The sequence below is a fragment of the Sphingobacterium sp. BIGb0116 genome (assembly GCF_024808035.1).
GTDB lineage: Bacteria > Bacteroidota > Bacteroidia > Sphingobacteriales > Sphingobacteriaceae > Sphingobacterium > Sphingobacterium paramultivorum.
On record NZ_JANUDT010000001.1, the window covers coordinates 628014 to 654175 of the forward strand.

At 40.3% G+C, this 26162-nt stretch carries 20 protein-coding genes; 6 read left to right on the plus strand and 14 right to left on the minus strand.

Going from position 1 to position 26162, the window contains the following annotated elements:
• Positions 1 to 206 precede the first annotated feature (206 nt).
• A complete protein-coding gene (locus M2419_RS02935; protein ID WP_259254189.1) occupies positions 207 to 1190 on the plus strand; it encodes an aldo/keto reductase in 984 nt (327 codons plus the stop codon).
• A 159-nt stretch (positions 1191 to 1349) separates the two neighbouring features.
• Here the strand turns inward: M2419_RS02935 and M2419_RS02940 are convergent, their stop codons facing one another.
• From M2419_RS02940 to M2419_RS02950, 3 genes are all read right to left on the minus strand, one after another.
• Positions 1350 to 2336 carry a Gfo/Idh/MocA family protein gene (locus M2419_RS02940; protein WP_259254190.1) on the minus strand — a complete coding sequence of 329 codons (987 nt, stop codon included), beginning with the start codon at positions 2334 to 2336 and terminating at the stop codon, positions 1350 to 1352.
• A gap of 92 nt (positions 2337 to 2428) precedes the next feature.
• Entirely contained in the window at positions 2429 to 2911 is a 483-nt protein-coding gene (locus M2419_RS02945; protein ID WP_159727748.1) for a YdeI/OmpD-associated family protein, read from the minus strand.
• Positions 2912 to 2930: 19 nt separating this feature from the next.
• Positions 2931 to 3887 (minus strand): aldo/keto reductase, encoded by a 957-nt coding sequence (locus tag M2419_RS02950; protein WP_153845860.1) that lies wholly within the window; start codon positions 3885 to 3887, stop codon positions 2931 to 2933.
• Positions 3888 to 4196: 309 nt separating this feature from the next.
• On the opposite strand from M2419_RS02950, the gene M2419_RS02955 reads away from it, so the two are divergent.
• From M2419_RS02955 to M2419_RS02965, 3 genes are all read left to right on the plus strand, one after another.
• Positions 4197 to 5237, plus strand: a complete 1041-nt coding sequence (locus tag M2419_RS02955; RefSeq protein WP_259254191.1) for a sensor histidine kinase — start codon at positions 4197 to 4199, stop codon at positions 5235 to 5237.
• On the plus strand, positions 5227 to 5916 hold the full coding sequence (locus M2419_RS02960; RefSeq protein WP_259254192.1) for a LytTR family DNA-binding domain-containing protein: 690 nt from the start codon (positions 5227 to 5229) through the stop codon (positions 5914 to 5916). The genes M2419_RS02955 and M2419_RS02960 overlap by 11 nt, the downstream gene beginning before the upstream one ends.
• A gap of 148 nt (positions 5917 to 6064) precedes the next feature.
• Positions 6065 to 8596 carry a TonB-dependent receptor domain-containing protein gene (locus M2419_RS02965; protein ID WP_259254193.1) on the plus strand — a complete coding sequence of 844 codons (2532 nt, stop codon included), beginning with the start codon at positions 6065 to 6067 and terminating at the stop codon, positions 8594 to 8596.
• Positions 8597 to 8673: 77 nt separating this feature from the next.
• Here the strand turns inward: M2419_RS02965 and M2419_RS02970 are convergent, their stop codons facing one another.
• The 3 genes from M2419_RS02970 to M2419_RS02980 all read right to left on the minus strand — a co-directional run bounded on the left by M2419_RS02970 (position 8674) and on the right by M2419_RS02980 (position 10552).
• On the minus strand, positions 8674 to 9384 hold the full coding sequence (locus M2419_RS02970) for an HAD family hydrolase (RefSeq protein ID WP_153845765.1): 711 nt from the start codon (positions 9382 to 9384) through the stop codon (positions 8674 to 8676).
• A 99-nt stretch (positions 9385 to 9483) separates the two neighbouring features.
• Positions 9484 to 9933 (minus strand): hypothetical protein, encoded by a 450-nt coding sequence (locus tag M2419_RS02975; RefSeq protein WP_153845764.1) that lies wholly within the window; start codon positions 9931 to 9933, stop codon positions 9484 to 9486.
• A gap of 52 nt (positions 9934 to 9985) precedes the next feature.
• On the minus strand, positions 9986 to 10552 hold the full coding sequence (locus tag M2419_RS02980) for a Crp/Fnr family transcriptional regulator (RefSeq protein WP_153845763.1): 567 nt from the start codon (positions 10550 to 10552) through the stop codon (positions 9986 to 9988).
• 144 nt (positions 10553 to 10696) lie between these two features.
• Here M2419_RS02980 and M2419_RS02985 point away from each other — a divergent pair, with 144 nt between their 5' ends.
• Both M2419_RS02985 and M2419_RS02990 read left to right on the plus strand, forming a co-directional pair.
• Positions 10697 to 11953 (plus strand): hypothetical protein, encoded by a 1257-nt coding sequence (locus M2419_RS02985; protein ID WP_153845762.1) that lies wholly within the window; start codon positions 10697 to 10699, stop codon positions 11951 to 11953.
• 132 nt (positions 11954 to 12085) lie between these two features.
• A complete protein-coding gene (locus M2419_RS02990; RefSeq protein WP_194932864.1) occupies positions 12086 to 12871 on the plus strand; it encodes an AraC family transcriptional regulator in 786 nt (261 codons plus the stop codon).
• 58 nt (positions 12872 to 12929) lie between these two features.
• Here M2419_RS02990 and M2419_RS02995 read toward each other — a convergent pair whose 3' ends face one another.
• The 8 genes from M2419_RS02995 to M2419_RS03030 all read right to left on the minus strand — a co-directional run bounded on the left by M2419_RS02995 (position 12930) and on the right by M2419_RS03030 (position 26156).
• On the minus strand, positions 12930 to 14516 hold the full coding sequence (locus M2419_RS02995) for a glycoside hydrolase family 16 protein (RefSeq protein WP_259254194.1): 1587 nt from the start codon (positions 14514 to 14516) through the stop codon (positions 12930 to 12932).
• Between the two features lie 219 nt (positions 14517 to 14735).
• Positions 14736 to 16727 carry a hypothetical protein gene (locus tag M2419_RS03000; RefSeq protein ID WP_259254195.1) on the minus strand — a complete coding sequence of 664 codons (1992 nt, stop codon included), beginning with the start codon at positions 16725 to 16727 and terminating at the stop codon, positions 14736 to 14738.
• A 6-nt stretch (positions 16728 to 16733) separates the two neighbouring features.
• Complete coding sequence (locus M2419_RS03005) at positions 16734 to 18257, minus strand: hypothetical protein (RefSeq protein WP_259254196.1); 1524 nt, start codon at positions 18255 to 18257, stop codon at positions 16734 to 16736.
• 61 nt (positions 18258 to 18318) lie between these two features.
• Complete coding sequence (locus M2419_RS03010; protein ID WP_153845758.1) at positions 18319 to 19947, minus strand: RagB/SusD family nutrient uptake outer membrane protein; 1629 nt, start codon at positions 19945 to 19947, stop codon at positions 18319 to 18321.
• Positions 19948 to 19964: 17 nt separating this feature from the next.
• Positions 19965 to 23300, minus strand: coding sequence for a TonB-dependent receptor (locus M2419_RS03015; RefSeq protein ID WP_259254198.1), 3336 nt, complete (start codon positions 23298 to 23300; stop codon positions 19965 to 19967).
• Between the two features lie 109 nt (positions 23301 to 23409).
• Positions 23410 to 24462, minus strand: a complete 1053-nt coding sequence (locus tag M2419_RS03020) for a FecR family protein (RefSeq protein ID WP_159727768.1) — start codon at positions 24460 to 24462, stop codon at positions 23410 to 23412.
• A 60-nt stretch (positions 24463 to 24522) separates the two neighbouring features.
• Complete coding sequence (locus M2419_RS03025; protein WP_120332520.1) at positions 24523 to 25071, minus strand: sigma-70 family RNA polymerase sigma factor; 549 nt, start codon at positions 25069 to 25071, stop codon at positions 24523 to 24525.
• A 251-nt stretch (positions 25072 to 25322) separates the two neighbouring features.
• Entirely contained in the window at positions 25323 to 26156 is an 834-nt protein-coding gene (locus M2419_RS03030; protein ID WP_153845756.1) for a universal stress protein, read from the minus strand.
• Between the last annotated feature and the right edge of the window lie 6 nt (positions 26157 to 26162).

Below are 26162 nucleotides of genomic sequence, written 5' to 3' on the forward strand. Positions count from 1 at the left end.
GTTCAAGCTTTCCTTAAAAAAACACCTAATGATATATCACAAAAATAATAGAATAACCTAATTTAAATTATTTTAATAATAAAAAGTTGTATTATAACTTTGTTCTATCAATCATTCAGATAATAGTAAATGCAATTTCGAACAGATTTATTTGGTGAGAAAGGCGCATTAGCGTAATAAATAATTTTAATAGGAAAAATAAAAAAATGGAATACAGAAAATTAGGAAAAACAGATTTAGAATTATCAGCAATTACTTATGGAGCTTTCGCCATTGGTGGCAACATGTGGGGCGGAAATGAAAAGAGAGATTCCATTGATTCTGTAAAAGCATCGATCGACAATGGTGTCACTACATTGGATACAGCCCCTTTTTATGGATTTGGTTTAAGTGAAGAAATGATCGGTGCGGCAATTCAGGGTTACGATCGGACCAAAATACAGCTATTGACCAAATTTGGTTTGGTATGGGACAGTAGTAACCAAGGAAAAGGCGAATTTTTCTTTGATGCAGAAGAAGCTGGTAAAACTATTCCAGTTTATAAATATTCGTCAAAAACTAGTGTAATTCATGAAGTAGAGAATAGCCTAAAACGCTTACGTACGGACTACATCGATCTACTTCAGATTCACTGGCCAGATAGCACGACCCCGATTTCGGAAACGATGGAAGCCTTGGATCTTCTTTTGCAACAAGGTAAGATCCGTGCCGCCGGCGTCAGCAATTATAGTGTCGATCAAGTTTCAGAAGCACGGAAGAACCTCAACATTGCGAGTAATCAAGTTGGTTACAGTATGTTGAACCGAGGTATCGAACAGGACCTTGTTCCTTACGCAAAGGAAAATGATCTAGGGATCATTGTATATAGCCCTATGGAGCGCGGTTTATTAACCGGTAAATATTTCAATACAGGTAAATTAAAAGAAAGCGATCACCGCAATGGTTATTTCCAACAATTTGATCTGGCCAAGGTAAAGACCTTCTTGGATACCATCAGTCCAATTGCCACTAACAAAGGTGTAACGCTTTCTCAATTGGTATTACGCTGGACCAGTCTACAGCCTGCGATCACTGTGGTTTTGGCAGGTGCCCGAAATGCAGAGCAGGCCATAGCAAATGCTCAAGCCATCGATATCACGCTTACCGTCGAAGAACTATCATTTATCGATCTTGCATTGGCGAAAATTTAATATTCAGACCTGAAAATATTTATTCAATTGCCAGTACTTCCTACGGGCGTACTGGCATTAAGAACATTACAAGGGTATGTCCTCAAATAAAATACTGCACATAGGTTACCACAGTCATCACATGGTATGATCTAGCTTATGGTAAGAGCGACGAAAACATTATTGCCTTATTGTCGAAAAGTCATCGATAATCTTCATTAATACAACAGCCTCCTCAATCGGAGATGGATTAGGCCCGATGCCGCTGAAATAATCTACTGTGCGCGAAATCATTGGCAATTGAATATTTTCAGGATGATCAAATAGGAATTCCTTCTCGCCATCTCTTGTTTTGATAACAACTGAATTTCCAAAAATAGAAAAAGTAATATGCCCGAGGCTTCCTACAATTTCAACCTTATCTACTTGGTTTTCTTTGGCAACATTAAAACACCAACTTCCATTAAAGACAAGCTGATTTTCAAACAAAATCGTTCCTGTGGTCTGATCAGCTACAGCACTTTCTTTATCCTGAATCAAGCTAAAACCATCGTATGAAACCGGCATTCCAAAAAAATAGAGCATCAAATCCAATTGATGTGGGGCTAAATCAAAGAAATAACCTCCCCCCGAAACGGCAGGGTCAGTACGCCAATCTCCGGCACCTTTAGTCACCAAGTCGGGGGTTCTGCTTTGCCATAAACGCAATTGGACTGTCCTTAATTCGCCAATTTCACCACTTTCAACAAGTTCTTTAACTTTTAGAAACAAAGGCAATTGCCGCCTATAATGTGCAACAACCAACTTTCCGCCACTTTCTTTTACTTCCTGCAATAATGTTTCTGCTTCTATCGCATTTAACGTAACGGGCTTTTCAACATAAACAAACTTCCCTTTACGCAAGGCAGATAGCGCATATGCGAGATGAGAAGATGGTGGCGTTGCAACATAAATTGCATTGAGATCGATATTATCGAGCAAATCGTCCGCTTCTGAATACCACAAGGGGACTTGATGTCGAGTAGCATAATCAGCAGCTTTCACCGCATCTCTTCGCATTACAGCCAATAGCTGACTATTATTTATCCGATTAAACGCTGGTCCGCTTTTTTTTTCCGTGACATCACCACAGCCGATGATACCCCATACAATTTTAGGATTATCCATAAGTATATTCAAATTATCGTTAAAATTCTGACCAATAATCCCGATATCTGGCCAGAATTACAGTATATACATCGAAGTACTGGTCTGATTTCTTAGGGCTTTTCACGGCCCACAAATCGGTTTTTACCCAAAAGAAAACCCATTGCTTTTTCAATATTTTTTCTTCGACTATCCGCCGTTTTTAAGGAAGAAATATAGCGGATAATTTCCTTTTGCTTCGATGGAGACAATCCATCGAATACCTGCAGAGCTTCCTTATTTAGTGCAAATGCTGCTTCGAGTTCGGGGTGGGGTAAAATAGTCCGGTCTTCAGGATCAAAAGCGATTGTTACGGCTAAGGTCTCCCCGATTCGTTTCGGCGAATTCGACAATATAACCGTATTAATGTACAGTCTCCACTCCCCCTTAAACCGCAGCAACGTCTGAACATAATCCTTTTCATTCACTTTTCCTTTCACAGGAATATATCCTTTGTTTATTCCTGCATCCTTGAATAGGTTTTCCAGAATATCCGTAGGAACATAAACAAAAGGATTGATACCAATAATTTCCAATTGTGCTTCGAAGGCAAACATGATATGATCAATTAGGTGACTAATTATGCTTCAGAATAGTATCTATATGCGTCAATTCATCCGCCGTAAAGTCCAGCCTGTCCAGGGCCTTGAGCGAATCAACCAGCTGTTCACTATTTCTTGCCCCCACCAAAACTGAGCTTACGCGTTCATCTTTCAACAACCATGCAATTGCCATTTGCGCCAATGTTTGACCTCTTTGTATCGCAAGATTATTCAACCGGTCGATCTTCTCCATTAATTCTGCAGTGATCATTTCACTTTTCAAAAAATGCTCTTTCGAAGCGCGTGAATCTGCCGGAATACCCCCGAGGTATTTGTTGGTCAGCAGTCCCTGTGCCAAAGGAGAGAAAGCGATCGCTCCGATTCCTTCTGCCTGCAGCACATCCAAAAGTCCCTCCTCAGGTGTCCGCACCAGCATCGAATACTTAGGCTGATGAATAAGGCATGGTGTCCCCATTGCACGCAATAACGCTGCAGCTTTCTGAGCAAGATCAGGAGGATAATTGGACAAACCTACATAGCAGGCCTTTCCTTGATGAACAATATCTCGCAATGCTGCCATTGTCTCTTCCAACGGTGTATTCGGATCCGGTCGATGATGGTAAAATATATCCACATAATCGAGCTTCATCCGTTTTAAGCTCTGATGTAAGCTGGCCATCAAATATTTACGACTTCCCCAATCACCATAAGGACCTGGCCACATGGTATATCCTGCTTTGGTAGAAATAAGTAGTTCATCACGATAGCCCACAAAATCGGCATGCAATATATTCCCAAAGTTTTCTTCTGCACTTCCTGGGGGCGGTCCATAATTATTGGCAAGGTCAAAATGGGTAATCCCACGATCGAAAGCCGTAATTAAAGTGTTCCGAAATACAGCTTGAATATCAGTTTCACCAAAATTTTGCCAAAGCCCCAATGAGATGGCAGGTAAGAAAACACCGCTCTTCCCGCAGCGTCTATAGGGCATATGTTGATATCGATTTGGATTGAATGTCACGTTACAAAGTTTATACCTGCAAAATACAAAACTATTTCCAACAGTGCAGCGTATTTCCCGATTTCGCCTTCTTTCGCAAACCTCCTTTTAACATCATATCATTTAACAGCAGGTCATGTTTTAACACCCTATCGATTAACAACAGATCATGTTAACCTTAGGAAAACAGGCTTCAATGAATAATTCTTTTTGCATAGAAACGTATTTATATTGCATATAAAAAGCAATTTATCTAAGTTTGATGATATCCAAAAATTAAGGCAATTAATTAGACATAACATGATCAGCAGGTTTTTCAGAAAATTTTATTTACATATTGTCATCTGGACTATACTACTGCTGTTACCCTTTATAACTTACCTCTACCAACCCGATAAAATCGCGGATTTCAAAGCATATTCAGCATTATCGCATTTAGTAAATATCGTATTCCTGGCTGCTAATTTTTACTTGCATTGCTATGTTGTTGCACCTACCTATTTTTTCGGTCGCAGAAAGATTTTTGTGCTATTAATCGCACTTGGATTTGCCACATACGTGGTGCTCAACTACATCATAGTCTATTTCAATCCAGATGGAGAACTTGCCCATTTGACCAAAGAGAATATTCTTTTTGTGCGTTTGGTGATTGGCCCCGGTATCATTTATTCCCTTTGTATGATTACTTCATCCATGATCTTTCTCTATGATGAACAAGCCCGACAAAAGGAGCTCAACAAACAGATCGCGCTTGAAAAAACAACGGCAGAACTAACGATGTTAAAACTTCAGATCAGCCCGCATTTCCTATTCAATACACTTAATAATATCCGTTGGCTCATTCGTAAACAATCACCAGATTCAGAAGACACTATTGTTAAGTTATCCGAAATGCTACGCTATATACTTTACGAAGTAGACGGCCCCAAAGTCGAACTTTTTAAAGAGATCGACCATATGCGCAATTTTATCGCCTTACAGACCCTTCGTCTTCCTATCCCAGGAAATGTAGCACTTGATATTGAAAATACGGTCAAAAACAGAATGATCCCCCCATTACTCTTCATACATTTTGTGGAGAATGCATTCAAGTATGGTGTGGATAGCAAAACAGCTCCACAGATACAGTTTCAATTTCAGGAAACTCCAGGTGGCATTATCTTTATATCCCGCAATAGAATCTTACAACATACAGAACCACGCCCAAACGAAGGGATAGGACTGACCAATGTACGCAGACGATTACAATTATTGTATCCCAATCGACATGACCTCAGCATCAGAAAAACCGATGTTGGAGATTTCGAAGTCACCCTCAAACTGATGACCGATGAAGATTAAATGTATACTCATAGATGATGAACCCTTCGCACTCAATATTTTAGAAGATGACTTGTTGAATTTTGAGCAAATCGAAGTCGTCCATAAATTTAATGCGACGGCCGAAGCGGAAGAATATTTAAAAGATCACGCTATCGATCTGATTTTTCTGGATATTGAAATGCCCGATCAATTGGGCACGCAGTTTATTCGCGAACTCGCTCCCCGCCCCCTAGTTATCTTCACCACGGCCTATCACCAATATGCTGTCGAAGGTTTCGAACTAAATGCTATTGATTATCTGCTTAAGCCGATCTCAAAAGAACGACTCGCAGCTGCAGTCCGGAAAGTGGAAGAGGGCATGCTGCTCCGCGCAAAGCAGACTCCTGAACAAGACCATATTATGGTCAATGTCGAATACAAAAAGACGAAAATTTTTCTTCACGAAATTAGTTACATAGAAGGTTTGAAAGACTATGTTAAAATATACCTGGTAGACCGTGAATCACCGCTTCTTACACGTAGCAATTTACGTGGAATGGAAAAAATATTACCGATCGCGGACTTTTTACGTATACATAATTCCTTTATTGTCAATAAAAATCGTATCGGGCAGGTGTCTCAAAACAAACTTACTTTACCCGAAGCCGCCCTCCCTATTGGTAAAAAATATATCAAAAATATCGAACAGTTTATATAATGTACCGAATCGTATCGTTATAATTATCCATTCGTCTACACATTCGCCACTTCGGTCTACAGATGATTGCATAGCTAAAAAATCCTTTTCAAATTTGTGTACTATCGAACAGCCTAATCCGCGTAGCCGGTAGAATAGCAAAGAAAAAATGAAAAGATTTATAGCAATAGCGCTAATGGCAACTGCGGTTGCTTCCGTACACGCTCAAGCCCCTGCAGGTGGTCGTCCTGCTTTCACCATGTCCGAAGGTCAGCTCTCGGGCCAAATTGTGGACAACAACGGGAAACCTATTTCGCAAGCTTCCGTGAATTTATTGAAGGTCGTCAAAGACCAAACCACAGGTAAAGAAAGGGAAATTCTCGTAAAAAGTACCAGTTCATCGGAAAATGGAAAATTCAATTTCCCTGGTATTTCACCAAAAGAAAAATGGAAGCTAAAAATTAGTTCTGTAGGCTATGCGCCGATAGATCTTGCTGTAGACTATAGTGATAACAAAACAGCAGCTAAAGATCTTGGTGCGATCAAACTGGACAATGACACGCGTAAACTCGATGAAGTCACTGTTACGGGCCGCAAAGCACTACTCGAAATGGACATCGACAAAAAAGTCTTCAATGTAGAGAAAAATATCGTTGCAGCTGGCGGTACAGCGATCGATGTACTCCGAAATATGCCTTCTGTACAAGTAGATATCGACGGAAACGTAAAACTGAGAAATGCAGCCCCTACAATTTTTGTCGATGGAAAACCTACAACACTCACCCCCGACCAGATTCCTGCCGATGTGATCGATAAAATCGAAATTATCACAAATCCTTCCGCCAAATATGATGCTTCGGGAAGTATGGCCGGTATCCTCAACATTATTCTGAAGAAAAATAAGAAAGCTGGATACAATGGTATGGTCACCTTAGGTGGAGACCGCTTTGGTGGAACCAACTTTATGGGTAGTTTAAATCTGCGTCAAAATAAATTCAACATCTCACTGACGGGAATGAATATGCGCATGCGGACCAACACCGAGGGCGACAGCCACCGTACCAGTACAATTAATGGCATAGAATCAACAGTAGATCAAGATATTGAAGGCAAAACAAAAGGTATGATTACCTTTGGCCGACTCGGCATAGATTACGACTTAAGTCCCAAAACAACGCTATCTGTAGCCGGCGTATTGGTTCAGGGTAAATTTAAGCCAAATGAGAACTCGTCGATCTTAACCACCTCTAGCAACATCGAATCACGCAGCGATCGGATTTCCGAATCTGAAAGAAGCTTTAAGCCACGCGGGTTGCAGGCAGGTCTTGTTCAAAAATTCAAAACTGAAGGCGAAGAATTATCTGTCGATTTCAATTATTTTGGCGGTAACAACACATCCAATGGTTTATACACCACCAATTACCGCAATGCAAGCAGGGAAATCAGCGGAACTCAAATCCAAAAAAACATCGGTTCCGGTGACAATAAGTTCATGACTGTGCAGGCAGATTATGTCAAACCATTCAAAAATGGCATGAAACTCGAAACTGGTGTGCGTGCACAGATCAATAAACTCAAAAATCTCAATAATAATTCCTTAAAAGCAGTGGACAAAGATGATTTTGAGAATATCACCGCAGCTTCAGCGAACTATAACAATAAGAACAGCGTCTATGCAGCCTATGCCTCACTTGGAGGAAACCTCAAAGACTGGGTATCCTATAAAGTTGGGCTGCGCGCAGAAAGCTCAACTTACGACGGTGAACTTTTGAATACAAACGAAAAGTTCCACAACAAGTATCCCCTGAGCTTATTTCCTTCTTTGTTCTTGAGCAAAAAGCTAACCGAAAAAGACCAAATACAGATGAGCGTAACCCGTCGCGTCAACCGCCCGAACTTCTTTCAGCTCATCCCATTTGTTGATTACACGGACAGCTTGAATATTACACGCGGTAACCCTGACCTTGTTCCTGAATTCACAACATCCGGCGAACTTTCCTACAGCCGTACACATGGAAAAGGTACATTTTTGGCAACGGTATACTATAAACGCACAAACAATCTAATTACACGTTACCTGACACAGGAAGTCAATCCAGTCACGAACAAAATGGATTTCATTAACACCTATATCAATGCCAATTCCAGCAAGAATTATGGGGCAGAATTCACTTATACCAATAATCTCAAAAAATGGTGGGATCTGACTGCAGACCTTAACTTCTATAATTCCAAAATTGAGGTGGATGAGAAAACGCCTTCGGAAGGTATGTGGACAGTATTTGGAAAATTGAACAATACATTTAACTTACAGAAAAACTGGAATCTACAGCTAGCGTTTGAATATCAAGGCAAAACAAATATGCCAGTTACGCAGGGTCAAACATTCGGTCCACCAATGAACCAGGCGCAAAGCTCTTCACAAGGCTATATCAAACCATTCTATGGTATCGACTTTGCCATTAAGAAAAGCTTCTTGAAAAATCAGGCTGCCTCAGCAACATTGGCAATCAATGATATCTTCCGAACACGTGGCAATACCATTGTTTCATCGGGTGAAGGATTCTCTCAAACCTATTATCGACTGTCGAATCCACAGTTGATCAAATTGAATCTTTCCTACCGTTTTGGAAAAATGGATATGAATATGTTTAAGAAAAACAAAAACCAGAATTCAATGGAAGGCATACAAATGCAATAACATGTGGATCATATCACAATCAAAAGCGGGTATTTCTTGTAGGAAATACCCGCTTTTTTATTAAACAGCGTCAAAGACTAAACGACTGTATTGGATATATTCTTCTTTTCAAGTATTTCAACAATTTCCAGTAGATCATCAATCACATAATCGGGATTTGCCGATCTGAGTTGAGCCGCATCATGTGCGCCTGTTGTTATGCCAATACTCAAAGCGCAACCCGCTTGTTGCCCCTCCTGTATATCAATAATAGAATCACCAATTTTAACGACGAAACCCGGATCCGTAATTTCAAATTTTTGCATGGCCAGATGAATCATATCTGGATAAGGTCTGTTTCGAGGTACATCAGAAGCAGTAATTAACGCATCTACATCTTTGCCAACTTTCCAATTAAGCTTCTCCAAAAGTGACTCGGCTGTCTTACGATCATAGCCCGTATTGAGCACACGCAAGATACCCCGCTCTTTCAAGATCGCAAAAAGTTCTTCCGCATTCGCATTAGGGTAAATTTCCTCGACTTCATAAGCATGTTCCAAGTCTTTCAAAAACAAAGTAAACATCCGTTGAGCCAATTCATCATCATCAACATCCAAACTATTTTTGAGTACAGTCTTGATCGCCTGTAACTTCTCCTTACCTGCAGCGTGGGCCAATACCTCTGTTAATGTCAGTTCGTATCCCCCTACCGTATTTATAGCATTTCTAAGTGTCTTATAAACAATATTATTTTCGTTTACTGTCGTACCTGCCATATCAAATACGACCATATTGATGGCTTCTTTCATTCTATTCAATCTAAAAGTTTAGCAAAAATAAAAAAATGTTAAATAAAACTAAACAAAACCGTGTTAATTTATTGCTATGATTTGGTTAAGAAAACTACTTTAACGCACCACAAAATAATAGGTCCAGGCGATCAGCAAGATTTGAAACGGAATACGAAACCACAAATAGTTTGGACCGGCGCCATCAAAAGTAGCCGTCTCGTAATTGATACGCCTTAAGTTTGCCCGAATATTTGTAGGTAATACCAGTAGAAAAAAGACAATTAAAAGGATTCCCGTTATGCGACTCACCTGTGGGACAAATAGTCCAATTGCAGCCATGAATTCCATTAAACCGGTTCCATAGATCATTTCTTTTTTAAATGGAACGAAGTCGGGTAACATCAACATCATTCCTTTGGTATAAAGTAGGTGTCCCAATGCAGTGAACAACAGCATCACCGCCAACCCAACTTTACCCGCTAAAAGAATATCCATCTCCCCCTTCAACAGCAATAGGATGAGATTGGATATAATGCAAAAGACAATTAAAACAAAAAATGGTTTCATCTTTTTTATAACAAAAATAGGTGCCCTTCCTTTTGTTATCAATGAACATTTGTTAATAAATTTCTTTCCTGATCCGGCTTAACGATTGCGGTCTAATGCCAATATAAGAAGCCAGATATTTTAAGGGAATGTTGCGAATCAGTTCGGGTTGCTCACGCATCAAATTGATATACCTGGTTTTTGCCGAATCTTCAAGTAGCGTCAGTTCCCGTTTCATTTTTTTTAGAAAAATGTCCTCAACCGCTTTCCGACCAATTAGGTTCCCAACCGTTGTTGTTTGATATACCGCATGGAGATCCTCAAACGATATCCGCCATAAAATACAATCTGTTATTGCCTCGAGATGATACGATGAAGGCTGCTGCGTCAAGAAGGAATCGTACCCACTTACAAAAGAGTTTTCGAAAGCAAATCCAAAAGTAAAATCATAGTCCAGTTTTGGGATATTGAAACGTACAATTCCTTTTTCAATAAAAGATAAATACTGTTCAGTTTTTCCGATTTCCAAAATCAATGACTTTTTTGGAAACTCCATCTTAACAAGCTTAGCGGAAAATACTTCCCAGTCCGTATCATTCATGACAACGAGCGATTCAAAATATTCTTTGATCTTGTCCATGATTCTTATTTTTTAAGAGCAAGATAAAAACTTCTATTCAAATACATCGTAATGATTATTTACTATTTAATCGATTATTTATTTCAATAAACATACGACCTATTTTATCAAAAAATATTAACTTAAATACTATAAACTTTAATCATGAATATTCTTAACGAAAACGGCCCAGAACGGTGGCCTGCCTTTAGAAAATTAGGTTTTCGATTTTCCTTTATTTTCATTTTGTCGTTTATTCTTGTTTTTAATAACGGCACTTATCCCTTATATGGATATATCAGCACCCCTCTTACCCATTTTATGCAAAGGTTGACTCCCTGGTTTGCAGAAAATATATTGGGCTATTCTTACGACCACAGCATCTTCATCAACGGAAGTGGAGATACCTCCTATGCCTGGGTATCCCTATTGATCCTACTCCTACTGGCATTAGTTGGGGCAGCTTTATGGTCCATATTGGATCGAAGAAGAGCCAGCTACACAATCCTTTCCTATTGGTTAACCACAGCAATACGCTATTATGTTGCTTTTATGCTTATTAACTATGGACTATACAAAGTCTTCTATATGCAAATGCAGCCGCCGAGGTTAACACAACTTCTCCAGCCATTGGGCGAGTATTCTCCTATGGGGCTGGCATGGACCTATATTGGTTACTCTCAAGGCTACAATATACTTATTGGTTCAGTAGAAATATTATCCGGCTTATTGCTTTTCAGAAAAACGGTGGTTGCTGGTGCACTAATTACAGTTGCGACAAGTATTAATATTATGGCCGTTAATTATTTTTATGATGTTCCTGTTAAAATGGTCTCCACAGCACTCCTGCTATTTTCCATATTTCTACTGCTTCCCTACCTAAAAGCATTGTTCGCAATTTTTATTTCAGGAAAACCTGCGCAGTTACTCCCGATCCAACAACCCCTATTCAACAAAAGCTGGAAAAGAAAAAGTTTGTTTATCGCCAAATTGGTGGTGTTACTGCTCTTTATCGTGCAACAGGGCATGGGCATATTAAGTACAAAAAAAAAGATAGCTGAGTACCAAACGAAGTCACCACTATATGGAATCTACCGTATTGAACAAGCGGGAACACAAGGCAAATCAATCCCCGAAGATTGGCGACTTATTGTTTTCGAAATTGATAACAACCAGGTATTAATACGCAACACAGACTATACCCCACAAAGGGAGAGTGTTGTAATTGATGCAGCCGCGAAGAAAATTACCCTAAACAATTATCAATTTGATTATCAGATCAACCCTGACGGAAATATTCTTCTGACAAAAACCTTTAATGAACATACAGCGCACATTAAACTTATTAAACAAGAAGTGCAAGCGTTCGAATTAATACAGCGCAAGTTTCATTGGGTACAGGAATATCCCTATGGCCACTAAAATAAGAATCGTAAAAACTCAATAAAACAAATCGTACACTTAATACCTCCCCAGACCAAAACAACTATGTTTAATGCTGCAAACATAACAACATGCGACAACGAGGTAGAGCATCTCGGTTTTTTATATCGAATGCGGAATATCAGGGTCCACACCTACCATATGCTCAAAAGTAAAGAAGTGGTGACCCTTATCTTAATACATTCGAGCGGAGGTAGGCGTGAGATTGATCAGGGGCAACATAATATCATGGGTTATCAAATTCATCTAATGTTCCCCGGTCAGTCAAGTTCTTTCTATTTTTTCAAAGAAACCGCTGTTTATCATTTTAGAATTCCCTGGCAAAATTTTGAAAAATTATGTCATTCGCTTTCAATCAACATAAAACTCCTTAAAGATTATCCGATACTTCAGGTCACGCCATATGAATTTGAAACGCTCCGCTATGAATTCGATAAGATCCGTAACGAACTCTATCGCTATCAGCCACCATTATCACTCATTTTATCACGTTTGGCAACTAGCTTACTAGAGATTAACCACTCCTTAATCAAACACATCGATAATTTAGCACCATACGCTTATCCAGCCATCCTGAATCGCTTTCTTGAATTAGTAGAACTTCATTATAAACAAGAACACCATGTCGCTTATTACGCAAATTTACTGAATATAACTGCAAAAAGTCTTTGGATGCAAACACAGCAATACATGGAGACTAGCCCCCTCAAACTGATTCATAATCGTTTATTAAAGGAAGCTATGCACCTGCTGAGTTTGGGGGCCAATCCAATAAAGACTACACTGATTGAATTGGGTTTTGAGGACTCCGCTACTTTCTCTCATTTCTTCAAAAAACAGACAAATATGTCACCTTCAGCATATCAAAAGAAACATTTACCGCATAAAAAAACATAAAAAAGGCTCCTACGTGATATACATGGAGCCAATATTTATTAAGAAAACCGCATTATAACTATCTTTTCTTCAACGTGATATTATCCAAAGATGCGTTTCCCTTTCCTACATTGGTAAATCCGATCCGAACAATTTTTTTATTCGGATTGATCTCCTTGCCAGTAACAAAATCAAGCTCCTGCTTGCCCCCTTTTTTTCCTAAATCAGGTATTAACGTCTTTAAATTCGACAACTTTCCTGTTACGACAGCGACATCATCGACTTCCACCTGGACTTTGTCTCCTTTACTCCAATAGACAAGTTTGAAGTCTTGTTGGGGATCCAAATAAACATATTGCTCTATTTTTTGACCCGGCGCAAGTACCACCGCTTTACTCCCCTTTTCTCCGCGCCCTTCTTCGATGACCGCTGCTCCTTCCCAAGGTGCAAGGGCAGACTTACTCTCAAAATCTGGATTAGGCAATTCATTACCATCTTTTAAAGGCCAATTATACGCCCGAATATAATCGACCTCCATATTGACTCCGCCTTCAGATCCATAAGCTCCAAGAAATACGTTCAAAAAGTGGTTGGGTGAATAAATCTGATTTTTATTCGTATACGCTTTGATCAGATCTCCATTGATATAATGTTTAATACTTGTAGGTGTCCACAATACCCCATGTGTTACCCATTGTCCGACATGTTCATACCCCTCCGCAATATGTGTAGCAAGATTACGTTGAAATACCCCTTTTTGATCAACATGTCCATGTATCACAAACTGAGCTGTAATATATTCGAAAACGTCGATTTCGAAAAGCTGTCCCTTGGGGCGAATGCCTTTAATTCCGTCGACTTCGGATCCTTCTTGAAGATAATAACGAATATCTGGTCCAGGTGAATCAAACCAAAAAGCTGTATTTGTTCCCTTGGGACTACCCTGTCGGTTACGTCTTACCTTAACTTCAAAGTACCCACCTTTGCTGTTGTCCAGTAAATTTTCATTGGACTTCCAATCGTAGGTTTGGATGGATGAAATCTTCTGGTTGCCACCCGCTGTAAAAATCCGTTTGGGAATAGTATCATTGACATACAAATTGATCGCTGATCCATTTAAAGTATAAGCGGGTTGTGGCAAACGATCATGCAACATTTCATCCTTGGATTTTGCATTCAGATAGTTCAAGGATGAAAAATAGTTGGTCGTCCATTTATTCCGATTAAGTAATTGATCGTTAAATTCATCCTGCCAATAGACTTCCATACCAACAGGAACTGCTCTTGAACTTGGATTCTTTTGCTCTTCATCGAGTTCAGTATCATCCAGCTGCCATCTCTTGCTCGTATACACTTTTCCATTCGCCAAGGATTTTCCTGTAGCAGATTCTATCCAGATATAATAGGTCGTTTCAGGATCTACCTGCTGAATATAATAACGTTTGACACCTTCTGCCAATATCGCATTGGCTGTCTGCGGTTTCTTATTCGTTTTTGCCCAAAAGACTTTCGATCCGGACATGCTCGGTTGATTATCCTTCATGTCTACACGGATCCAGCTCCGGGTACCAAATAGCTGTAATGGTACATTTGACCTTGTCATTTGAGCCGATAGCCCTAGCACTGACAATACCTGAATACCTGCAAGAAATAGATATTTTTTCACAATTTTCTTATTTTATAAACGAACAAACTATAGTCAATCTGCTTACGAACAGGCTATAACCTTACGATAATAACGAGAATTATCAGCATTGACAACTCTGATCAAAACGCAACCGTTTGTTCAATTTAGCTATTCCGAAAAATAATAGACCCGCGAAGGTTTCAACCGAAGCTTGACTAAAAAAAATCTCCACAGGACGACTTGTGGAGATTTTTTCGGTTAATTTAAGGTGATACTGATTGCCTGCTGGCTCAAAATTGGTTTTTGAATGAGTTGACCATCTTGCTGTTTCACGATAAGAAACTCTTGTTTGCCTTTCCGGGATACCTCAATATCAAACACCCGGTCAAAAGCCTTTATACGTCTAAGCCGCATATACTTCCATTCCTTTGGCAAACTGGGACTTATACTAAACTTTCGAAAACCAGTGGGTACAATATGAAATAATCCTTCTGTTATGACCCGGCAATACAAGGCACTTTCGGCACTTAAATGCCTTTGTCCACCTTCAGGCCAGGCCTCAACCGGATAGGGTACATGATCCCCCAAAAGACGCATTGAAGAGTAATACTTAAAATAAGGCAGCGCCCTTTCGGTTGCTCCCGTCATAAAAAATCCCTTAAAAGCATATAAGGTTGCCCGATCCCAAAATACCTTATCTCCGGATTGTGTGAGTATACCGTTGTTTGTCCAGAGATATTTTGATAATAATGCATCAACTGTTCCAGCACTCCGCTCGGTGATCCCCATGGTCATAGGCAAACATATCCAAGCCCTTAAGATGGTATTGCCATCGTAATAACGGTAGGTGGAGTAGCCTTGCACATCAGCACCAAAATAACGCACAATCGAATGACGGAGTTCTTCAGCCTGTCGTCTGTATTGCAGAGAAAGATCCTCCTTTCCCAATTCATGAGCAAGGTCTGCCGCACTCTGAAAGGCACCATAGGCGATACTGTTTGTCGACAGATTAATTTTACCTGCCGGTGCTCTCCCCTCCAGTTCGTCACTATCCGATCGATAAACTCCTTCACTTGTCTTTTGCCGTTCCAGGTACTCAAAACACCAGTGGATCAATGGCCATAATTCGACAGCAATATCTTTCTTTCCCAATGCCAACGCATACCGGGATGCTCCATAGGCAATCATAGCCATGTCCCCTCTATCTTTAGCACCATTCCAATAACTATCGCCCTCCGCTACAATTGAGCTCGGAATTGGTTTATAATCCGAATTCATAAAATGGGCAAAATGGCGAAAAGAGTTTATGGCGCTTTCATTGCCGTTGCGATTGCCCAAGAAAGGAAAGAAAGGATTGGCATATTCAGCCTGATCATTTGCCCAAATAGCAGCATAGTAGCTTAAGCCCCCTGGACCGTGCATCAATCCGCCTTTCGTATCATAAATACTTTCAGTTGCACGAATCTTAGCAAAAGCAAATGCTGTATTAATCGTATCATTAGGGGTTTCCAGCATTAGATCGTCGGCTAAACTTTTCACAAAATCCTCCCTTTTCTGTAATTCATAAGAAGGAGAATACTGATAAACAGGTGTTGAAATTTTCTTCCCTTCATACACAATATCAAACAGATAACTCTGCTTTGGCTCAAGATTTGGCACCAGACTATCTCTTACCAACGCCTGTACAACATATTGTCCATAAACACTTTTCACAGGGTCGGACAGGAATTTCGAATACTTGTTAATCAGATCGATTCGCAGGGGTTTATTCCCCGTATTCACCAACTTAACGCGTTCAATCAAAACAGGTTTATCGACAGATGGGAATAACGTCCGCTGTACTTCCAGTGCTGAATTCGTCGTTGAATAAACAGCTAATTTTCCGTCAAGTACAAAACGTCGCGGATACTCATCGACCGCTACGCCATCTACTTTTATCAATAAAGACTTAGTATCCTGAAAAGGTACGGTTAAACTTGCATGTGTATTGTTGGGAACTGTCCGCAACATGGGAAATACGATCTTTTTGTCCAATAACAGACGACCTTCGCGAACACCGTAGTAAACGACCGCAGCGGATTGTAAACCGGCCATTTCAATATGATCTTCGTGATTCTCACCCTGCTTAACCTTCCATTCAATCCTATTCCCATTTAATAGTGCCCATTTTTTTGAATTTTGAGCTAACGTCAAATTCCACTGCAACAGGCTCATGGCAATGATGCCCAAATAATATAATTTAATTTTCATGACGATCTATAATTGAGTTGCTACGGTATATTGCCTATCGCGGCCAATCTTCACCTCGATATAGCTGTAAGTAAAACCATTTTTCTGACCAATATGACTTTTCTGCTTGATACCATTAACGTAAAGATAAGGGTGACTTCCCGGAAAACCAGCCTGCCAGTACTGCGTCGCCTCTCCTCCTGAGTACGACAAAGTAGTTCCCGATATCCCCTGTTGATTCACCGTATACATTGCTCGACCAATCTTCACATTCGACACTTTAACCCGCTCAATATCCTGAGGAAGGTGGGAACAAGTTTCTAAAGAATTACCTTTTGCCCCAGGGTTAATCCCCATCATATCTTGCACAACGTTGCTTATCAGCACAAAAGAAACTTCGGGGTAATCACCATTGGTACCCGTCAATGTAGCCATGGCATGCACCGTATTAATTTTTGATATAATATATTTCAGCCATTTCCAACCTCGTTCGTTCTGTCCATATTTGAAAAACAATTCGGGAACATAAGTGATTGCTTCGATATTTTCGGGTAGTCCTTCTTTTGAGCCAAGTTGTGCATCGATATAATCCAAATAATTCAGATGTCTATTTGATCGCTGGTCCGTAATTTCTTTTAAGGGGAGAAACCAAGAATTTTCTTTCCCCCATCCAGACACGGGCAGATTATTTTTATCGTAGCCTCGATTATACAGTTCTTTATTGTTTTTTACCCCCCATTCTGTATTAAAATAGTTCCACAATACTTTTGCCTTCTTGTTGTAGGCCTGAGCTTGGGAGCGTTTACCCGTTAATCGTAAAAGTTTAGCGAAGGCCAAATAAGCCTGATACTGACTTCCAATACCGTCACCGGCCTCAATTAAAGTTTGGTCACGGTGTTCATTGTAGGTAGCCGTACCTTTGAAAATATTGCCCGAACCTTCGCTTTCGGCCACGCCGTTTGGTTTTTTAATATCATGCAATGCTACAAAATCACTTACCGCTTTTGTGTTGAATAACAACAAAGCCGCATCATTAAGATACCGTTGATCCTTGGTCCAGTCATAGAGCTGCGCATTCTTTTCAACCAACTCAAACACTGCCGGTATCTCACGGACAAAGTCATCGTCATTTCTGTAGTCTAACGTATAAGGGCTCCCATCAAAATTGATCGCCCACAGAGGAAACCACTTTCGTTCCTTCGTAGCACTTGCCGCGAAAGCCCGAAGCATCGTAAAATTCTCTTCTTCCAAACCCAACAGATGCGCTCCCACCGCTTGGTGACAGAAATCACGCGAATAGAAGGCTGTTCGTAAAGGATATCCCGCCCAATAAGCCGGTTGATACGAAGCAATGTCTGCAGATTGATTTTTCTTGTAAACATTGACTGGTCCCCGCGTTCCGGTAACAACAAAAGATCGTGCTTTCTGCTTAGCCCAGTCGAAGACCTCCTGGAGTTCCTTTTGGTCCGTATCGATTGAAATATCTTGCTTCTGCGCAAAAACACTGACAGAAAGCATAGTCTGTACTGCAAATAATAAAAAGGTTTTCATAAGGAGTAGCAATTTAATAAACCAAGGATCTGCATAGGACAGACCCTTGGAGGTTGGTTGATTAGTCGTAACTTGGATTCTGTTTCAACAATGCATTTCGTTGAATCTCACTGCGTGGAATTGGAAGTAAGTAATGCTGAGGAAAGAACTTCCGCTCCTGAAGCACCTCAATTTTATAACTTTTCTTCTTCGTTTGGTCGTCCCGTACAATGATTATTTTTCGTGCCGGTTTGTTTTCAGTCTGTTCAGCAATTTTCCAACGTCTTACATCAAAAAAACGATGATCTTCAAAGGCAAGTTCTATGCGTCGTTCCTGCTGTATCTTTCCCAAAAGCGCGGCACCCGTGCTCGTAATTGCAGGAAGTACGCCTACCTTCCCACCACGTGCACGCTCTCTAATCTTATTGATGTACGCGCGAGCTACCTCTTCATTACCCAATTGATACTGGGTTTCTGCATAATTTAGATATATCTCACCCAGACGCATATAAATCCAAGGTTGTGCACTTTTATCATTCCACGGATTACGCAAACTTTCATCCATAAACTTACGAATCGTATAATGGGTCTTCGATGCATTCCAATCATCAATACCGAATTCGCTATCCTTACCACTATTAGCCCGGTTTCCTGTTGAGGATACATAAAACTCAATCTCTCTACCCCTGAACTGCTGACCATCACAAACAATAGAGGCATAGAATCTAGGCTCACGGTTTTCCCAAGGTTTGCCATCCGCATAGGCCTGTGCAGAAGGCATAGAACCATCTTCCATCTCATAGGCATCGACCATGTCCTGAAGCACACAGGTTCTTGACCAACCTGTAAAACCATTCGGAGAATCGGACCAGTCAAAAGAATGTCCAAATTCAGTATTGAACTGCTTCATAAAGATGATCTCTTTACTCTTATTACTTGTAAAAAGCTGTTTGTAATTTGCATCAAGCTGGTATTGATTGAGGTCCAGCACAGCCTTTGCCGCATCAGCAGCTTTTTGCCATTTCGCTTTATCATTGGATGGATTCCAATATGGACTTGCAGCATACAATGTTACCCGTGACTTCAGTGCCAATGCTGCACCTTTAGTTGCCCTACCAAAATCCTTTCCTTCGTAACTGAGGGGGAGCAACCCAGCAGCTTTGTCCAATTCTTTCACAATAAAGTCTATACATTCATCGTAGGAATTACGCGGCACCATCATATCGCTGTTCAGATCGAAAGTTTTTGTGATCAACGGAACACCTCCAAAACGCGAGACAAGATCCGCATAAAAGAATGCGCGAAGAAAGATCATCTCGCCATTCAACCGATCGACTTGCCCTTTGTCGGCTTTCAACTTATCAATATTATCAAAGAAGATATTGCAGTTCTTAATCGCTTCATAATAAGCATTCCATGTGGAATAATCCCCAAACTGGTCTGCCGTCACTTCTCCCCGGTTATATAAATAAGGATTTCCCGAATTGAAATTATGATAAGCCTCGTCCGAAATATACCTTAAACCAAGATTTCCAAAACCGTCCTGTATTTCTGTATAACGTTTATTTACATACGTTTCGGTCAATTTCAGATCCGAGAATATAGCATCTCCGGTAAAGGAATCCAACGGTTTAACATCCAAATAATTTGAACAGGATGTCAAACAGCTTGCAAAAAAGATCGTTATATATAATTTTATCTTTGTATTCATCTGTCAATAAATTTTCTTTAAAAACTCAAATTCACCCCTGCACTATAAATCCGTTGTTGTGGATAGTACATACCACCTGCATTTGTTCCTTCAGGATCCTGTATCTTGATCTGATCGATCGAAAACAAATTAAATCCACTAATGAATACCCGTAAGTTTTTCATTTTGATTTTTTCCAGCACTTTAGGCGACAATGAATACGCCAACTCCACATTTTTCAGTCTTAAAAAAGAGGCATTCTTTAACCAGAATGTCGAATTCATGCTATTGAATGTATCGTCACGGTCGAAGGCTCTTGGATACAGGGCATTGGGTGTCTCTGTTTCAGAAATCCATCTGTTCTCAAAATAAGTTACATCTCTGTTGTAACTCCCGGGTTTAATGATCTGTTTTGCACGTCCCTGTCCTGACCACAGGATATTTAAATCAAAATTTTTCCATTTGGCCCCCATTGTTATACCATAGGTAATTTCAGGAATCGGACTTTCATAGATACGGACCATATCATTGCTGGTAATTTTTCCATCGCCATCAACATCCATATACTTGATATCCCCTGGCATTGTATTCAGCAAATGTGGTGAGGCATCAATCTCAGCCTGATTTTGATAGATACCGTCTGTCTTATACACCAGCCATGAGTCTATACTATGGTCTGTCCGACGCTGCCATTCCGGTGTATTTTGTGCTTCGTCAAAAAAATGAATCTTATTACGTACAAAAGTGAAATTTCCACCTACCGAATAGCTAAAATCATTGATCTTATTGCGATAAAGCAAACTACTTTCCACCCCTCTGTTTGATATTTCACCAATATTTTGGTCAGGCAGCGTTAATCCTGTATAGCGTGGTACAGAAGCTTGTTTGGGTGTTAGGATGTCCGTACGCATCGAATAAAAATACTGCAAATCAAAACTCAAGGTATTCTTGAAGAAAACAGACTCAAAGCCGACGTTTTTCGTATCCACTTTTTCCCAGGTAATATTTGGGTTAGCCAATCTCCCGACGGTAAAACCCTTTGTTCTTTTGGGGTCAAGACCAAACATGGCACCATCTCCAAGAACATAGGTACTGATATATTGAAAAGGATCCACCCGGTCATTTCCTAGCTTGCCCCAGGAAGCCTTGATTTTCAACTCATTGATAAAAGACACATTTTCCTTGAAAAAATTCTCCTGAGAAATACGCCAGCCTGCCGATACCCCTGGGAACCAACCCCAACGTGCATTGCTGATAAAGTTTTGTGAGCCGTCTCTTCGCACTGTAATATCAGCCAGGTACTTATCCTTAAAACCATAACTTACACGACCAAAATAATTCTGCCTTGCCGAAATCGTTGCTTTTCCGTCATTATTTTTTTGATTGTCACTTCCCGCAAATAGGTAATCTACGGCATCACTCAAGAAGTCTCTCCGATATGCCGAAAACCAATCACCTCTGTTCTTGCTCTGCTCATAAGCAATGAAAGCATTGACACTATGTGAGCCGAATTTCTTATCGTATCCGATTTTAAAATTCCAGGTCTCAGTACGTATATCATCGTTTCTTTCAGTAAGGTTGATATTTGCATCGCCCGTTGTCTCACGGATATTATCGTAATTCTTTGTTGCAGGATTATAACGATAAGCATCCCACATATCATTCAGCTTCTTTTCATGTCTATATTGTGAATCGAATGCTGCATAACCCGAAAAACTTAATCCATCTAATAACCAGGGTGTTTTGAGATCAAAACCTGCTTTTGTATTGACAAAATTATCCTTTACACGCTGATAGCCGGTCTTGCCCGAAGCCAAAATCGTTAAATTGTTACCCCACGAAAGACCTGGACCAGGTAATCCATTCGGATAATAGTCAGGCAAAAAAGGATAGGCATGGAACGCTTCCCAAAAGAAGGTTCCCATATCGTAGTTTGAATTATTCCGATTTTCCTGTCTGGTGGCTACCTCAACTAATACCGAAAGGTCTTTGGTTACCTTAGCATCCAAGTTGGTACGAAATTGAACCGTCCTAAAATTTAGATCTGTATTTCTAAATCCTGGCTTTTGATAAAGGTATCCTCCAGAAACATAATAACGCACTTTTTCGTCTCCGCCACGAAGTGACAAAGAATGTTGCGTTTGTGGAGAAGATTTAAATATGGACTTCATCCAATCGGTGTTGGCATACAATAAGGGATCAATCGTTCCATCCAGATATTTCCCCTTGATATCTTTATACTTTTCAGCACGCCCAAAATGTGCATTGATTTCATCATCATACACCATAAATTGATAAGAATCCATCAGCTTTGGTGTTCGTGTATGTTCGGAGAAACCGTAACTACCATCATAGGTGATCGTAGGTTTATCACCATTACCGCGTTTCGTAGTTACCAAAATAACCCCATTCGCAGCTTGGGCACCATATATTGCCGCCGAAGCATCTTTTAAGACTGAAATTGTCTCGATATCGCTTGGATTTAGCCGTTCTATTCCTCCGCGATTGGCCACACCATCAATGACATACAAAGGACTGTTGTTCCCCAAAGATCCCTTGCCGCGGATATAGATCTGCGATTGATCATTTCCAGGTTCACCTGAGCGATTATTTGCCACTACACCCGGCATTCTTCCTGCTAGGGAATTGGACAAATTCGGCGCAGGAGATCGCTGCAGCTCGCTTCCTGAAACCTGGCTCACCGAGCCGGTCAATGTTGCTTTCTTCTGTGTTCCGTACCCAATGACCACAACCTCTTCAAGCTGTGCGAGATCTTCCTGGAGAACGACGTCAATAGCCTGCCGCTGATAGGCAATCTCTTGCGAAAGGTATCCCAAATAAGAAAATTGTAAAATACTATTTTCTTTTTCAACAACAAGCGAAAATTGGCCGTCGCTATTCGACTGCGTCATTTTATCCGTACCTTTTATACGTACAGATACTCCTGCCAAAGGCTTTCCTTGCTGGTCTTTGATTGTACCGGAAGCGATTCTGTCCTGAATCTTCGCTATGGAACGTATAATAATACGGTTTTCGCTGACCATATCCATTTCTAAGGATTCTTTAGCCAAAATAGGCGACAAAAGATCGATCCATTTTTTATTGCGGACGTCAACATGTTTTATTTTAATCGCATTGATCGTATTATCGTTGTAGATAAAATTGATCTTGGTCTGCTCTTCAATTGAAGTCAATAGGTTTTTGAGTCGGATCTCTTCAAAACGTAAAGAAACTGTCTTCTGCGCTTTCGACTCTTTTGCAAATCCAGTGGCAACACATGCAAATAAGAAAATGATTACAAACTTGGCCATTAACAACCATTTTAGATAATACGAGATAGGCACATGATAAAGAACATGTGATTTTTTTTTCATAATTTTGGTATTTAAGAAATAATCGATTGGCATCCTACTTTCCTAGGGTCCGATGCCATTGGTTAAAACATTGGGTATTGCTCACTATGAGGGATACCCTTTTTTTATATTACTTTACATAAAGCGTATCATTTTGGGTATAATAATTTAGTTTAGTACCTGTGCGCTTGATGACATTCAAGACTTCTTCACAGGTTGTTTCGTCAAATATACCGGTGATGGGCTCTTTTGCGAGCTGCTCATTTTCGACTACAATGGGTTTACCGAACCAACGCTCCATCTTCTTCGCAACCACTTCAAAACCTTCGCCATTGAAAACCAATCTATTTTTCATCCAAAGTGTTTCAGTAACTTCGGCATCAACGAGGTCAAGCTTTGCAAAGGTCACTTTTGGTTGCAGGACAACATGCTTGCTCCGATGATCATTCGTTGATACAGGTTGATTGATCACAGACACCTTATTTCCTGGCAGGAGTTCATATAACTTCTCCTGCTTATTGTCCATAACCTTCAGTCGTACTTTCCCTTCGATCAGGGAGGTCGTCGTCATGTTCTCATCCGGAAGCGCACGAAGGTTAAATTTTGTACCTAAAACCTGTACCTCTGCGTAGGCAGTTTTGATCTTCAAGGGTAGATTGGGATTCTTGGCAATAGCAAAATACCCTTCACCAACCAATTCCAATACGCGATCAGTTTTACCAAATCCAGCCTTCAATCGCAATACACTTTCATTGTTAAGCCATACCTCCGAGCCGTCGCTCAATTTGATCGATTTACGCTCGCCCTTTCCTGTAGCAATCGTCTGCCATTCCGTATCTTCAGCTACCTTTTTATCATTTTTGATAAACCAAAAGGACAATACTCCAAAAACTATAAATAGGCTAGCCGCAATGGATAGTAGCTTAACTTTATGGCGACCTATAAATGGACGGGCGGTTATATCCTCGACAGCAGTAAGTTCTATTGGTCTTGACTTTTCATAGCTTATTTCAGCTTCTAGATCTTCTTCCCCATGCTTCTGCTCTAAATAGGCCAATAATTCCCTCTTACTTTTGTCGGCACGTAGCAAGTCATCCAGCGCGATTCTCTCCTCTGCTGTGAGCTCTCCCGCTAGTAACTTAGCCGCTAAAAATAAAAAGTATTGTTCCTCAGATGAAAACATGTGCATTCGGTCTATTTGGGGTAGAGACACCAAAAGAAACCAAAACCCCCAATAGAAAAATTATTTTTTTTCTTTAATACAGGACCACAGCTTTTCTAAAGCAATTTGAATGTGTCTGTCTACCGTTTTCTTGGATATCCCCATCATTTCCGCAGTTTCCAAATACGTTTTTCTTTCCTCTTTCACCAGTTTAAAAGCCTCCTTAGTTTTGGGCGGGAGCCCTTCGACAGCCCGTTGAATCCGCTGTATGCTTTCTGTAGATATTAAAATCTGTTCCGGGGTATTTTTATCGATCAACGTATCCTGATATTCCGTTCCGTCAGTGAGTATGACCTGACGGATGCGCAGGAGGTTAAGGCATTTGTTTTTTATCGCCCGAAGCAAATAGCCCTCGACGTTTGCGATGTTCATTAGATCAGGACCCAGGTACCAAATTTTCCAGAGGACTTCGGAAACCACATCTTCGGCTAGTTGCTTATCCTTGATAAAAGAAATAGCATTACTCTTCAAAACCCCATAATTGGCCACGAAATAAGCCTTAAACGAGCTTTCATCTCGATCAATGGCAATATTCTTCTTATTTTCCGCAGATAAGGGTTTCAAATACATTGGTTACGTTGCAATTCGCAGCACAAGTTAAACAAATTCATTCCAAGAATGCAAAAAAAATCGAAAGCTCCGTGCCGGGGCTTGCTCATCAAGTACACAAACTACATGTTCAAATCGTGTATAAAAAATGGATCAGACAACTCGAATTTTCCGCGCCAACGCGTTCTGCAGCATTAGTAAAGTCAAGAAAAAAGCCGCTTGGAAAATCCAAAACGGCTTGATATATAGCGTAAAAAAAGTTTCCACTCAGATTATTCATGCAAAACCAAAATCGCTTTAACTGATCGGTTCAAAACTTCATTCACCGTACTACTTGCAAATAAACGGTAAATCATATTATGGTTGCGTTTGACCAAACACAGAATATCGGTCTGATTGTTTTCAACAAAATCAACGATCGCATGTGATGGGCGTGTATCATCCTCATCCACATAATTAAAGTTGATATCTACGTTAGGAAGCAACTGACGCATTTTTTTCTCCCCATTGCGCACTAGCTTTTCGTCCAAATCCCTTTCTGAGACGTGTAGAATTTCCAACTTCTTGGGGTCCGAAAGTTTTAAAATACGATTGAGTGCCTTGACATCACGAACAGACAATTTTGTTGTTTTATAATCCGTTGCCAATGTAATGACCGGAATAGCGGACAGATTACTTTCAGGAGGTACAATCAAGGTTGGAATACGCAATTTTGTCACAGCCATACTCGCATTACTACCGACAATTTCTTTAATGCCTGTCGCCCCGGTAATTCCCATCACCAAAAAAGAAACATCTGTATATTCAACATACTTTGTGACTACATTACGCAGATAACCTACTTCAACAACGGTTCTCACTTTGAGGTCATTGTATTTATTTTCCTGGACCACCTGATCAGTCCATTCTTGCAAAGCAGCACGTTTTCTAGCGTAATAATCTTCTATAAAGATCGCGTTATAAGTACTGTTGTTGATCCCTTCTGTCGGGTGTATGGCATGTACAACAGCAACTTCCATATTCAAACGAGAAGCCAAAGACAAGGCGTAACGCAAAGCATGACTTGCATTGATTGAAAAATCGGAGGCAACAAGAATTTGTTTCATTTTTTA

Excerpts from the sequence above, each read along its gene's own strand:
- M2419_RS03020 (WP_159727768.1), bottom strand. The coding sequence starts at position 24,462 with ATGTTTTCATCTGAGGAACAATACTTTTTATTTTTAGCGGCTAAGTTA.
- M2419_RS02990 (WP_194932864.1), top strand. The coding sequence starts at position 12,086 with ATGCGGAATATCAGGGTCCACACCTACCATATGCTCAAAAGTAAAGAA.
- M2419_RS02955 (WP_259254191.1), top strand. The coding sequence starts at position 4,197 with ATGATCAGCAGGTTTTTCAGAAAATTTTATTTACATATTGTCATCTGG.
- M2419_RS02970 (WP_153845765.1), bottom strand. The coding sequence starts at position 9,384 with ATGAAAGAAGCCATCAATATGGTCGTATTTGATATGGCAGGTACGACA.
- M2419_RS02965 (WP_259254193.1), top strand. The coding sequence starts at position 6,065 with ATGAAAAGATTTATAGCAATAGCGCTAATGGCAACTGCGGTTGCTTCC.
- M2419_RS03005 (WP_259254196.1), bottom strand. The coding sequence starts at position 18,257 with ATGAAAACCTTTTTATTATTTGCAGTACAGACTATGCTTTCTGTCAGT.
- M2419_RS02975 (WP_153845764.1), bottom strand. The coding sequence starts at position 9,933 with ATGAAACCATTTTTTGTTTTAATTGTCTTTTGCATTATATCCAATCTC.
- M2419_RS02945 (WP_159727748.1), bottom strand. The coding sequence starts at position 2,911 with ATGTTTGCCTTCGAAGCACAATTGGAAATTATTGGTATCAATCCTTTT.
- M2419_RS02935 (WP_259254189.1), top strand. The coding sequence starts at position 207 with ATGGAATACAGAAAATTAGGAAAAACAGATTTAGAATTATCAGCAATT.
- M2419_RS03030 (WP_153845756.1), bottom strand. The coding sequence starts at position 26,156 with ATGAAACAAATTCTTGTTGCCTCCGATTTTTCAATCAATGCAAGTCAT.
- M2419_RS03015 (WP_259254198.1), bottom strand. The coding sequence starts at position 23,300 with ATGAAAAAAAAATCACATGTTCTTTATCATGTGCCTATCTCGTATTAT.
- M2419_RS02940 (WP_259254190.1), bottom strand. The coding sequence starts at position 2,336 with ATGGATAATCCTAAAATTGTATGGGGTATCATCGGCTGTGGTGATGTC.
- M2419_RS02950 (WP_153845860.1), bottom strand. The coding sequence starts at position 3,887 with ATGCCCTATAGACGCTGCGGGAAGAGCGGTGTTTTCTTACCTGCCATC.
- M2419_RS03010 (WP_153845758.1), bottom strand. The coding sequence starts at position 19,947 with ATGAATACAAAGATAAAATTATATATAACGATCTTTTTTGCAAGCTGT.
- M2419_RS03025 (WP_120332520.1), bottom strand. The coding sequence starts at position 25,071 with ATGTATTTGAAACCCTTATCTGCGGAAAATAAGAAGAATATTGCCATT.
- M2419_RS02985 (WP_153845762.1), top strand. The coding sequence starts at position 10,697 with ATGAATATTCTTAACGAAAACGGCCCAGAACGGTGGCCTGCCTTTAGA.
- M2419_RS03000 (WP_259254195.1), bottom strand. The coding sequence starts at position 16,727 with ATGAAAATTAAATTATATTATTTGGGCATCATTGCCATGAGCCTGTTG.
- M2419_RS02960 (WP_259254192.1), top strand. The coding sequence starts at position 5,227 with ATGAAGATTAAATGTATACTCATAGATGATGAACCCTTCGCACTCAAT.
- M2419_RS02980 (WP_153845763.1), bottom strand. The coding sequence starts at position 10,552 with ATGGACAAGATCAAAGAATATTTTGAATCGCTCGTTGTCATGAATGAT.